This window comes from Saccharopolyspora sp. NPDC045941 (genome assembly GCF_056431445.1).
In genome coordinates this window covers 1-11,910 of sequence record NZ_JBWKKU010000058.1, presented here as the reverse complement: position 1 = coordinate 11,910, position 11,910 = coordinate 1, and the positions used below count along the sequence as shown (strand labels likewise).

General features: G+C 72.0%; 9 protein-coding genes. 5 read left to right on the top strand and 4 right to left on the bottom strand.

Annotation, left to right across the window (positions count from 1 at the left end):
• Positions 1-49 precede the first annotated feature (49 nt).
• The 3 genes from aztC to aztB are packed head-to-tail and all read right to left on the bottom strand — an operon-like array spanning position 50 to position 3,067.
• On the bottom strand, positions 50-994 hold the full coding sequence (aztC, locus tag AC07FN_RS34445) for a zinc ABC transporter substrate-binding protein AztC (protein ID WP_478399391.1): 945 nt from the start codon (positions 992-994) through the stop codon (positions 50-52).
• Positions 991-2,199 carry a hypothetical protein gene (locus AC07FN_RS34440; RefSeq protein ID WP_478399390.1) on the bottom strand — a complete coding sequence of 403 codons (1,209 nt, stop codon included), beginning with the start codon at positions 2,197-2,199 and terminating at the stop codon, positions 991-993. The genes aztC and AC07FN_RS34440 overlap by 4 nt, the downstream gene beginning before the upstream one ends.
• A 22-nt stretch (positions 2,200-2,221) precedes the next feature.
• Positions 2,222-3,067: a zinc ABC transporter permease AztB gene (aztB, locus tag AC07FN_RS34435; RefSeq protein ID WP_478399389.1), complete on the bottom strand. Its 846-nt coding sequence runs from the start codon at positions 3,065-3,067 to the stop codon at positions 2,222-2,224.
• A gap of 77 nt (positions 3,068-3,144) precedes the next feature.
• Here aztB and aztA point away from each other — a divergent pair, with 77 nt between their 5' ends.
• On the top strand, positions 3,145-3,855 hold the full coding sequence (aztA, locus tag AC07FN_RS34430; protein ID WP_478399388.1) for a zinc ABC transporter ATP-binding protein AztA: 711 nt from the start codon (positions 3,145-3,147) through the stop codon (positions 3,853-3,855).
• A 101-nt stretch (positions 3,856-3,956) separates the two neighbouring features.
• Here aztA and AC07FN_RS34425 read toward each other — a convergent pair whose 3' ends face one another.
• Positions 3,957-5,174 carry a type VII secretion protein EccE gene (locus tag AC07FN_RS34425; protein ID WP_478399387.1) on the bottom strand — a complete coding sequence of 406 codons (1,218 nt, stop codon included), beginning with the start codon at positions 5,172-5,174 and terminating at the stop codon, positions 3,957-3,959.
• Between the two features lie 133 nt (positions 5,175-5,307).
• Between AC07FN_RS34425 and AC07FN_RS34420 the strand changes: the two genes are divergently transcribed.
• From AC07FN_RS34420 to AC07FN_RS34405, 4 genes are all read left to right on the top strand, one after another.
• The gene (locus AC07FN_RS34420; RefSeq protein WP_478399386.1) at positions 5,308-7,335 is read left to right on the top strand and encodes a fibronectin type III domain-containing protein; all 2,028 of its coding nucleotides are present in this window, start codon (positions 5,308-5,310) and stop codon (positions 7,333-7,335) included.
• Positions 7,336-7,408: 73 nt separating this feature from the next.
• Positions 7,409-8,362, top strand: a complete 954-nt coding sequence (locus tag AC07FN_RS34415) for an AAA family ATPase (protein ID WP_358303905.1) — start codon at positions 7,409-7,411, stop codon at positions 8,360-8,362.
• 2 nt (positions 8,363-8,364) lie between these two features.
• On the top strand, positions 8,365-9,486 hold the full coding sequence (locus tag AC07FN_RS34410) for a DUF58 domain-containing protein (RefSeq protein ID WP_478399385.1): 1,122 nt from the start codon (positions 8,365-8,367) through the stop codon (positions 9,484-9,486).
• The gene (locus tag AC07FN_RS34405) at positions 9,483-11,666 is read left to right on the top strand and encodes a transglutaminase TgpA family protein (protein WP_478399384.1); all 2,184 of its coding nucleotides are present in this window, start codon (positions 9,483-9,485) and stop codon (positions 11,664-11,666) included. Before AC07FN_RS34410 ends, AC07FN_RS34405 begins: the two co-directional genes overlap by 4 nt.
• Positions 11,667-11,910 lie beyond the last annotated feature (244 nt).

Genomic DNA, 11,910 nt, shown 5'->3' with positions numbered 1-11,910 from the left:
TTCGGACGGACGGATCCAGCAGGTGCCCGAGGCTCCGGGCGCGCGCGGTTCAGCCCCGGCCGAGTCCCCGTGCGATGGACTCGGCGTTGGACCGCATCATTTCCAGGTAGTCGTCGGCGCCCCGGCCCGGTCGGCTCAGCGATTCGGAGAACAGCGGCACGACCTCGACGTCCAGTCCGGCCTGGTCGGCGAGGACCCGCGCGAGGCGGTCCGGCTGGGAGGAGTCGGCGAAGATCGCCGGGACGCCGGCCGCGCGAACCGTGTCCGCGAGGGCCTGCAGGTCTGACGCGCTGGGCGAGGCGAGCGTTGTTCCGCTGGGAATCACCGCGCCGACGACCTCGAAGTCGTACCGCTGCGCGAGGTACCCGAACACGTGGTGGTTGGTCACCAGCTTGCGGCGTTCGGCCGGGATGCCGGCGAACTGACCGCCCATTTCCGCATCGAGCCGGTCGACCGCTTCCCGGTACCGCGCCGCGTTGGCGCGCACGGCCTGCGGATCCACGCCCTCGACGTGCGTGATGACCTGCTCGGCGATCACGTCGACCGCCCGGCTCACGCGCTGCGGGTCGGTCCAGAAGTGCGGGTCGAGGCGGCCGTCGGTGCCCGCCGCGGTGTAGCGGACGGGATCCACCTCGGAGCCCACGGCCAGGGTCGGGATCCCGGCGGCTTCCGCCGCCTGGACGTTGCGCGCGACACCTTCTTCCAGGCCCAATCCATTGTGGACGACGAGGCCGGCCTGCTCCAGCTTCGCCGCCTGCTGCGCCGAGATCCCGAAGGAGTGCGGGTCCGCGTCGGGTTTCATCAGCACCGTCACGTCGGCTTCGTCGCCGACGATCTGCCGGGTGATGTCGCCGAGGATGTTGGTCGTGACGACCACGCCCGAGCGGTCCTGCTCCCCGGCGGCGCAGCCGGTGAGCGCGAGCAGGAATGCGATCCCCGAGGCGATGAGGAGCCGGGCGGAGTGCCGGCCGCTGTTTCGTGTTCCAGCGCTCATCGTCCCGTCTCCACCAGGTGAGTGGCCCGGCCGCCGAGCTCGAAGGTGCGAGCGCGGCGGAGGGCGTCGTTGTAGTCGATCTCGTGGATGACGCCCGCGGTCGCGTCGTTGATGTAGGCGCGGCTCGTGTCGATCTCGATCGTCGGTTCGGCTCCACCCGCCGCCGGATCGCTCAGCAGCGGGACGACCGCCGTCTCGTGGCCGGTTTCGCCGTCGAACGCGTGCAGCGCCCCATCCGCCGTGAGGGCCAGAAGGGGCCCGCCGGCGCCGACCGCGCTGGCCGCAAGCACCGGCCCGGTGGGGACGTACGTCCACTTGCGATGCGCGACATCGAGCGACCAGACGCCGGTTTCACCGGCTTTCGCCGCGAGGGTGTCGCTGCCCGGCCGGTGGTCGAACTCCTGCGCGCGCTCGTCCTCCGAGACCGGTCGCGGGTACGGAATCTTCTCGCCGCTGAACCTGCCGTCCTTCGAACCGACCAGGAGAGCGCCGTCGGCGCAACCGAACACGACGCCTCGCCGGGTGACAGCGGCACCGGACGGGCCGGGGCAGGGCTGGTCGATGGTCGTGACCGGCTGCCCGTCCCGGCTCCGGACCTGCACCGCGCCGGCCCGGCCGGGCTGCTCGACCGGCACGAGGACGTGGCCGTCGAAGGGCAGCACCGCCGCGCCGCGCGCCACGTCCTCGATCTTGCCCGTCTCGGCGATCGTGCCCGCATCCAGCTCGGCGCGATCCAGCAGGCTGGCCGTGCCGTCGCCGAACGACACCGCGACGACCGCTGGATCGCGATGCGCGCGCACCGGCCCGGTTCCCGCGATCGTGCCGACCTCGCGAACGGCGGCGCGGTAGTAATGCACGTGATCGCCGTGGTCGACCATCCAGGAGCCGCTGTCGACGATCCGGACCGACCGGCCCGATGCCAGGTAGGCGAACCGCCCGTCACCGACGACCTCCTCGACGCCGTGCACCTGACCGGCTTCCGCGACATCGCCGGTGATCAGGTCCAGCACGCGCACGGTTCCGGCATCCGCGTCGGCGACCACCAGGCGCGACTGCGCCTCGGCCGCCTCCTCCGCGCCTTCGACGTAGCCGTGCGGTAGCTCTTCGACCGGCGTCGGCGCGTCCGGCCCGGCGCATCCCGCGAGGACCACCGCGGCGGCCGACAATCCCGCCACGGCGGCGGATTTCTTTCTGATGTGGCTCACGATCACCTCTGGATTCCGGCTTCTACTCGCCTGACGTGGTTGAGATCCGCTGCATGCGGTGGCGGATTTCCGCACCGAGCGCGGAGAGGAAGAACAGCGCGACCGCGGCCGCCGAGATCGTCGCTCCGGCCGCGGTGCCCCAGTGCCACGAGCCGACCAGCCCGATGACCGTCGCGGCGGTCCCGATCAACGCCGCGACGAGCATGATCGCGGGAATCCTGTCGACCCAGAGGACCGCTGCGGCGGGCGGCGCGATGAGAAGGCTGAACACCAGCAACGTTCCGACGACGTGGAACGACGCGACGATCGCCAGCGTGATCAGGCCGAGCAGGCAGGCGTGCGCCAAACGCGGCCGCAGGCCGAGCGTGTGCGCCTTCCGCGGATCGAAGGCGAGCGCGACGAACGAGCGGTGGCCGAGCACGGACACCGTCGCGGCGACGACCAGCGCCGCCGCGAGGTAGCCGAGGTCTTGCCCGCGCACTGCCAGGACGTCACCGAAGAGGAAGCCGGTCAGGTCGACCGCGAAGGACTGCGAGTGCGAAACGATGATCACGCCCAGCGACAGCATCCCGACGAACAGCAGCCCGATGGCGGTGTCCTGCGACAGCCGTGACGACCTGCCGAGCGCGGTGACGCCGAGCGTCATCGCGCCTGCGCTGAGCGCCGCTCCGAGCAGCAGGTTCCCGCCCAGCAGCGACGCCAGCGCGACACCGGGGAGCATCCCGTGCGACATGGCGTCGCCGAGGAACGCCATGCCGCGCAGGACGACCCAGGTGCCGACCAGCGCGCAGATCAACGAGACGAGCGTCCCGGCCCACAGCGCCCGCGCCACGAACGACACCTCGAACGGGACGAAAAGCCAATCCATGAGCACGCATCCTATGATGAAAATGATTATCATTGTAGATCCAGTTCGGTGACGCCGAACACTGTGCGAGGAGTGCTGTGACGATCACCAGCGATCAACCGGAGATCACCGTCCGCGACCTGACGGTCGGCTACACGCGCGAACCGGTGCTGCGCGGTTTCAGCGCCACGTTCCCGAGCGGGCGGATGACAGCCGTCGTCGGTCCCAACGGCTCCGGGAAGTCGACGTTGCTCGGCGTGCTCGCGGGGGTGCTCCGGCCTGCCGCGGGTTCGGTCGAGCGGGACCGGGAGCCCGCGTTCGTCGCACAACGAAGCGCGGTGTCCGATTCGCTGCCGATCAGCGTCCGCGACGCGGTTTCCATGGGGCGATGGGCGCACCGCGGCGCGTGGCGGCGCCTGACCGCCCACGACCGGGCCGTCGTCGAGGAATGCCTGGCCGGCCTGGAGCTCCTCCCGGTGGCGGCCCGCCGGCTCGGTTCGTTGTCGGGTGGCCAGCGCCAGCGCGCCCTGCTCGCGCAGGGGCTCGCCCAGGAGTCCGGTCTGCTCCTGCTCGACGAACCGGGTTCCGGACTGGACGCCGAAGCGCGGCGCCTGATCTCAGCGGCCCTCGAGAACGCCAAAGCGCAAGGGGCGACAGTGGTTCAAGTGACCCACGACTTCGCCGAAGCGATGCGTGCGGATCACTGCCTGGTGCTCGACGGCGGAAAGCTGATCGCCGCGGGCGCACCCGGCGCCGTCCTGACCCCGCGGGTGCTCGAAGAGGTCTGGGGCATCCGGTCGCTGGGCTGACCTGTCCATCGAATGCGGTCCCATGGGGACGGTTTCCGCTGGTAATGGGAAACAGCGACGCCTTCGGCCGCAGTGTCCGATGAGGACGTCGACGCCCGTTGTCACCAGTCCTGCTGTGCGTCCGAGCGGCCGATCGGCAGGGTGGCTGCCACTCCCCGGGCGTGCCGCCCGTCGAGGCGTTCCACGCCGATGCCCCAGCCGCGGGCCAGCCCGGTCAGCACCTGCGCCGTGTGCTCCAGTGCCTGGAGGTTCGCCGCCGCCATGCGCATCGTCGCGCTCACGCGGGGCTCGGTGTCGGTCGTCGACCGGTGTGCCGTGACGGCGATCGTCACCGCCGCGTGCGGCGCGGCCGCGAGCAGCCGGTGCAATGCCTGCGTTGCGACCGCCGGGGAAAGGCCCGACCAGCCTTCGAGCTCGAAGGTCGCCTGCGAGACCGGGCCGGTGTGCCAGAGCCGCCACTGCTCCCGGATGCGGCTGCGGTCGGCCGTGACGTGGGCGAGCGAGGAGATGGTGCCGAGGACTTCCTGCTCGGTGAGCCCTCTGGTGGGCGTGCCGTCGCGGCGGAGCTGGCGCTTCACCCGCCGGACGGCGTTGCCGAGCGCCTGCCGGACTTCCGCGTCCCGATGCACTTCTACCGTGCGCAGCACTTGCAGGGTCAGCCAGACACGTGGTGCGTGCGCCTGGCTGAACCCGGCGTGGTGCACCACCTGCACGGCGAAGGCCGGTGCCTGCTCGCTCAGCGGTGGCAGCATCGTCTCCGGCGGCGGCACCGGTTTCGGGGCACGGGCGGTCGTTCTCGGTTGCAGCACCGCTGAGATCCCGGCGGCCCGGCTGAGCATCGACACCACGTCGTCGCCGACGTCGTCCACGAGCCACACCGATTCCGGCGAGATCAGGCGCAGCAGAGCGCGCCCGGCCTCGTCCGCGCTCCGCAGATCCCGGTCGCGCTTGCGCAGCAAGTACTTCCACGACAACGCGAGCCATTCGTACAGCCAGCGGTCGCGGGTGCGAACCGCGGTCAGCGCCAGGACGATCGCGGCCGCGAGCACGACCGCGGCGATCGCGGGCCACGGCCGGCCGATGACCAGCACGACCGCGATCAGCACGAGCTGCCAGCAGATGATCTGCAGGACGCCGATCCCGCCGAGCGGACGTGCTTGAGCGGGCCTCGTTTCCGGCCCGGCGGCAGGGCGAGCAGGTGGCTCGGGTGCCGAGCCGGCGACCGGGTGCACCGGCTGCCACGCCGGAGTCGGTCGCGGTTGCGGGATCGCCGGTGCGTTGATTCGCACGCCGGCTCGGGTCGCGCCTGGATCGGTCACCGTGCTGCCTCCTCGTGCCTTCCCCGGGTCCAGTGTCCGCAGGGAAAATGAGGATTCGGTGACAGCGGGACGCTCTCGCCCGAAGTTGGCGATTATCATCAAATCTTCATCGACCGCTTGTTAATGTCATCGGGTGACTGACGACTCGTCCGGCTCGAAATCCCCGGCCTTGCAGCGGCTTCGCGCCGTTGCGCGCGGCCGCGCGGCGATCGCGCTGCTGGTCGCCGGCTGCGTCGGACTGGTCGGTCTGGCCGTGACCGGACAGGCGTCCGTTCCGCCCGGCCTGCAGTTCGTCCAGGTCGGCCACTGGGTCTACAACAACGCTTCGCAGTCGGCGTTCCACGTCGACGGGTCGACCGGCCAGGTGGATGCGCGGGCGAGCGTGCCCGGCGCGGAGCTGGGCAGCCAGGTCGTGCAGGGCGAGCGCTCCGGATACGTCGTCGAGCGGTCGCGGATCACGGAGTTCAGCAAGTCGACGCTGAGCGTCGAGAACAGCGTCGCCCCACCCGCCGCCGAGCGGCCGGTCGTGCTGGAGGTCGCGGGCGGTCCGTACCTGGTCTACCGCAACGCGGGCCGGGTAGCGCGCCTCGGCGACCCGACGGCCACCGTCCCGGCGGGCGGCCCGCTGTCCATGCCGGTGGCGACCTCCGACGGAACGGTGTGGCTGCACCGGATCGACACCGGTTCGATCTGCCAGCTGCCGCGAGACGCCACCCGGCTCGCCTGTCCCGCGGAACTGCCCAAGGGGCACGGCGGCGCGCTGGCCGTCGTCGGAGACCGGGTGGTGGTGATCGACACCACGGCGGACACGCTGCACACCATCAGCGGCGACGGGCTCGGCGGATCCGCCGAGATCGGGCTGAAACTGCCGCCCACGGCGCAGGTCGCCAACAGCGCCGTCGACGGGCGGCTCGCCGTCGTCGACCCGGACCGCAAGCAGCTGCACCTGATCGACACCGCCGGGCTGGAGAAGAACGGCCCGACCGCCCGGCCCGTCTCGGTGGACTTGCCCGGGGAAGGCAAGATCGCCGGACCCGTCGCGGCCTCGCACGTCGTCATGGTCGTCGACGAGACCCGGCACGAAGTGCTCACCTACGACAGCAAGGGCCAGCTGAAGAGCTCCAAGAAGCTCCCGGAGAACGGCGAACCGCCGCGACCGGCGCTGGGCGAGGACAACCGGATCTACGTCGACACCTCGGACGGCTCGCGGGTGCTGGTGGTCGACGGTGAGGACGGATCGGCGGCCGAGGTGTCCATCGACGACGCCGCCCGCAACGGGACGGCCGACGAGCCGACCACCGAGGAGCCGCCGGACTCGGAGCCGCTGGTGCCCGGCGTGCTGTCGGATGTCGTCGCGGCCGCGACGCCGCCCGGCGCGCCCCGCAACGTCAAGGCGGTCGCCGGCGACGGCTCGGCCACGGTGAGCTGGGGCGCCGCCGCGAACAACGGCGCGCGGATCACCAGGTACCGGCTGAGCTGGTCGGGCGGGTCGACCACGGTCGACGGCTCGGCGTCGAGCGCCACCGTGAGCGGGCTGACCAACGGCAAGTCCTACGTGATCACCGTGACCGCGGAGAACTCGGCGGGCCGCGGCTCGGGCGCCAGCGCCAAGGCGGTGGTGCCGGGACGCGCGGCCGAAGCGCCGAAGGTCACCGCGAAGGCGGGCGCCGACGGACGGGTCTCGGTGACGTGGACCGAGCCAGACCTTCACGGCGCGAACCTGGTGCACTACCTGGTGAGCGCGTCCGGGAAGGGCGAGCGCGAAGTTTCCGGCCAGAGCACGGAATTCCAGGGGATCACGGGCACCACCACCATCACGGTCCGCGCGGTCACCAGATTCGGCCCGGCCGGTTCTCCCGTGCTCAAGGGGAATCCCGGCAAGCAGAGCGTCACCGTGCCGTCGGGCCCGCCCACCGTGGAGATCACCCGGGTGCGGGGCGAGAACGGCAGGCTGATCGTGAGCGTCAACGCCGACGCCAAGGGCTCGTCGGGGACCTGCGAGGCGCGCTTCATCAACTTCCTGTCGGCTTCCGCGTCCTGCGACGGGCCTTCCGAGATCGTCTTCAACAACGTCTTCTGGGCCGGCAGCATCAAGATCACGGTCAACATGACGACCCCGGCGGGCCAGGCCACGGACAGCTGGACGGGAACGCCGGGATAGCCGGGCGGATCCGGGGCGTCGTGCTCTGGACCGGGCCGGCGGGTTTGCGTCGAGGAAAGGACGAGGAACTGCTGTGACACCCACCCCCAAGGTCGCCTACGACCTCATCGCCGAGAACGTGCAGGTGGTGATGCGCGGCAAGGAGGACGTCGTCCGGCTCGCGGTGGCCGCCCTGTTCGCCGAGGGGCACCTGCTGATCGAGGACGTGCCCGGGGTCGGGAAGACCACCATGGCGCGGTGCATCGCGGCCAGCATCGGCGGCGGGTGGAGCCGCATCCAGTTCACCCCCGACCTGCTGCCCGGCGACATCACCGGCGTGATGGTGTACCACCAGAACGCCGAGCGGTTCCAGTTCCACCCCGGCGCGATCTTCGCCAACGTGGTGCTGGCGGACGAGATCAACCGGGGCACGCCGAAGACCCAGGCCGCGCTGCTGGAGGTGATGGCCGAACGCCGGGTGACCGTCGACTCGGTCAGCCAGGACGTGCCCCGGCCGTTCCTCGTCGTGGCCACGCAGAACCCGATCGAGATGGAGGGCACCTACCGGTTGCCCGAGGCGCAGCTGGACCGGTTCCTGATGCGCCTGTCCGTCGGCTACCCGGAGCACGACGCCGAGGTGCGCGTGGTGATGGGCGACTGCGCCGGGGTGAGCCCGGACGAGCTGCAGCCGGTGATCGACATCAGCGGCGTGCAGCAGGTGATCGCCGAGGTGCGGAAGTCGCGCCTGGCCCCCGAGGTCATCTCCTACGCGGTGCGGCTGGCCGCGGCGAGCCGGACCCATCCGGCGGTCCGCTACGGCGCCAGCCCGCGCGGCAGCATCGCCCTGATCCGGGCGGCCCAGGCGCTCGCCGCCACCCACGGCCGCGACTTCGTGACGCCGGACGACGTGAAGGACGTGGCGGTCCCGGTGCTCGCCCACCGCCTCGTGCTCACCCCCGACGCGGAGCTGAGCCAGCGGCAGGCGAGCGACGTGGTGGCGGAGCTGCTGGCGGACACCGCCGTGCCGACGGACCCGGCGAGGAGGTAGGGGTGCGGCTCACCCGCCGCGGCATCCTCGTTCTCCTCGGGGCCGCACTCTGTTTCGCCTTCGGCGAGGTGGCCGGGTACCCGCTGTTCCGGGCCCTGGCAGGGGTCGCGGTCGGCGCGGTGCTGGCCGCCGTGGCCACCACCTTCGTCCAGCCGAAGGTGGAGGTCATCCGCTCCGTCACGCCGGACCGGGTCGAGCGGGGCAAGCCCGCGCTGGCGTCGCTGGTGGTGCGCAACGGCACCACTCGCCGGCACGGCGGCTTCGCCGCGGCCGACCGGGTCGGCACCGAGGCGAACGAGGTGCAGGTCCGCCCGCTCGCGCCCGGCGCGGAGGCCACTTACCACTACGAGCTGCTCACCACGGCGCGCGGCCGGCTCCAGGTCGGCCCGCTCGTGCTGAGCCGGTTCGATCCCTTCGGGCTCGCCCACGGCGACCGGACCGCGGGCGGCACCGCGCACCTGTGGGCGCATCCGCGCCGGCACCAGGTCCGTCCCGCGCGGGCCGGCTATCCGCGGCACCACCACGACGGGCCGATCACCGATCCGCCGCTGCGCGGTTCGGCGGACCTGCGCGCCGTCCGGCCGTACGTGATCGGCGACGAAGTGCGCTTCCTGCACTGGAAAGCGACGGCCCGGACCGGTCAGCTCATGGTGCGCGAGTACGCCGACCCGGCGCAGCTGCGGTTCACGGCGGTGCTCGACACCCGGCCCGCCGCGATGAGCCCGGCCGTTTTCGAGGAAGCCGTCGAGGTGGCGGCCTCGCTGCTCTACGCGTCGGCGTCGGCCGGGCAGCACTGCCGGCTGATCACCTCCCACGGCATCGACACGCCGGTCGGCAGCGGCCTGCGAGCGGCCAGGTCGCTGCTGGACGAGTTGTGCCTGGTCGGCCAGGACGCGGCGGCGGATGCGCCGCTGGTGCCGACCGCGCTCGCCGCGACGCGTCCCGGCGGCATCCTGGCCGTGATCACCGGGCCGGACGCCGATGTGGCCGCGCACCGCTGGCGGCCGGACGTGCTGGTCCGGCTCGGCGCCCGGCAGTCGTCGGCGGGCAACGGGCTGATCGCCGCGTCGGACGCGGCCGATGCCGCGGCGAAGTGGAACGCCTTGCAGGCGGGTCCGGCATGACCGCGCGCAGCCGGCTGGCGGTCGCCGGATTGCTCTGCGCCGCAGCGGTTTCCGGGTTCCTGTTCGCCCCGGTCTTCGGCTTGGCGCCGCTGGTCGTCCCGGTGCTCGTCGTGGTGCTTATCGCCTACGGCTGCGTCGAACTGGCCGCGCGGTGGTCGGAACTCGCGCCGTGGCGTCCGGTTCTGGTGCTGCTGGGGGCACTTCTCGGGCTGATCGAATCGGTCCTGTTCCCGACCACCGTGGTGGGCCTGCCCACCGGGGAGACGCTGCGGGTGCTGGAACGAGGGTTGACCGAGGGCTGGCTGCTCACCCTGCAGTCGACCTGGCCCGCCAGGCCGGATGCCGAGCAGCTGCTGTTCGTCCCGCTGGCGGTGCTGCTCGCCGTCGCGCTCGGCCTGGAATTGTTGCTGCGCCTGCGAAAGCCGATGGTGGCGTTGCTGCCGGGCCTGGCCGTGGTCGCGCTCGCCCAGGCGTACGAGGCGCTGACCGGGCTCGCGGCGCTGCTTGCCGCGATCGCCTACGCGGTCCCGGCCGGAGTGGTGCTCTGGGCGGAGCGCCCCGGGCGTCCGGCCGCCCGCCCTCGCGGTGGGCTCCAACCGGTGCCCCGGTCGTCCAAGGCGCGGATTCTGCTCGTGGTGCCGACGATCGTGGGCGTGGTCGCCGGTTCCGTCCTCATCGGTGGCTTCGATCCGGTCGGCGGCGATCCGTACCGCCTGGCGGACGGCCGCCTGGCGCCGTTGCAGCAGAACCGGCTCAGCAATCCGCTGGACCAGATCGCGGCGCGGCTGGGCGACCGCGAGCGGGAGGCGTTCCGCTACCGCAGCGATGCGCCGGTCGACCGGTGGCGCCTGGTGGTGCTGGACGGCTTCGACGGAACCAACTGGTCGACCGGCGCTCAGCTGCGCCGGATGGGAACCGGCCTCGACGGGGTGCCGGGCGGCACCACGGGCGCGGCCGACCTGCGGGTGCGGGGCGGGCTCGGGCCCTGGTTGCCGAGCCAGCCGGTTCCGGTGGGCGTGACCGGGCTCGCGCCGCTGGTGGACCAGTCCTCGGGCGCGCTGCTGGTGGATCCGCCGGTGCCCGCCGGGCAGGAGGTGTCCTACCGGCTGAGCTGGTCGACGCCTCAGGTCGACGCGGCGCGGCTCGGAGTCGCCCCGGTGGATCCGCACGCGGCGGGCGGGCTCGGCGGACTCGGCGTGGTGCCACCGGAAATCGGGCGGCTGGCCAGGGATTCGATGCACGGGCTGCGCCCGACGTTCCAGGCGGCCCTGCAGCTCGACCGGTTCCTCAGCGAGAACTACCAGGTCGCGGTGGGCGAAGACCTGCCGACCGGGCACGGCTGGCCGCAGCTGCGGCACTTCCTCGTCGAGAGCAAGCGCGGGACGAGCGAGCAGTTCGCCGCCGCGTACGTGCTCCTGGCGAGGCTGAACGGCATCCCGGCCCGGCTGGTCGTCGGGTTCCGCGGCACGAACAAGACCGAGGGCGACTTCACGGTGGTGCGCAACGGCGACGTGCTGGCGTGGCCGGAGGTGGCGGTCGAGGGAATCGGCTGGGTGCCGCTGGACCCGACCGCGACCGCGACCCAGTCGGGCCGGGAGCGGTCCGGCCTGGCGATGGCGGCAGCGCAGGCCCGGCAGCAGCTACCGCCGGAGAACCAACTGCGCCCGCCCCAGCTCCCGCCGGGGCAGCAGGAGGACGCGGGCGAACAGGAATCCGGCGCCGCCCCGATGCTGTGGGCAGTGGTGGTTCCGGTTGCCGGGGCCCTGCTCCTGCTTGCCTGCTGGCTGGTCGGAGTGCCGTTGGCGAAGTCCGTGCGGGCCCGCCGCAGGAGGCGCCTGGCCGGCGCCGATGGCGTGATGGGTGCATGGGCGGAGGCCCGTGACCGGATCCGAGCCCACGGCGTGCCGTACCGGATCGGGATGACACCGCGAGATCTGGCTGAGTCGGCGGGCTCGATGATCGGAGTGCGAACGGCGGAGCCGGTGGTAAGGCTGGCGAAAGTGCTGGACATGGCGCTGTGGTCAGGAGTCCCGGTGGCGGACGGCCAACCCCGACGAGCCTGGGAAGAGGTCCGAGAGGTCCGGCGAGCACTAGCGACCCGCCCACTGCCCACGAGACTGAGAGCGGCACTGGAACTCCGCACACTGCTGCCCACCGGCCGCCAGCAAGACCGACCCTGAAGGAGCGGCTGAGAGGTCATCTCGACTTCCGCTGGCTCGCGGCTGCGCGCTGCGCTGCGGTGGCGTGCAGCCACCCACGTGCCTTCTGGTCCAGGTCGCGGATGTCGTCCCAGCTGTGATCGACCGGGATCGGCGCGACCCGTTGGTGGTTCTATGTCAAGCGGTGTGTTCGTAGCGGGTGACGTGGTGTTTCCAGGACGCTTGATCGGTGGTCATGGCTCGGTGGATGACGTCGATGAGGTGG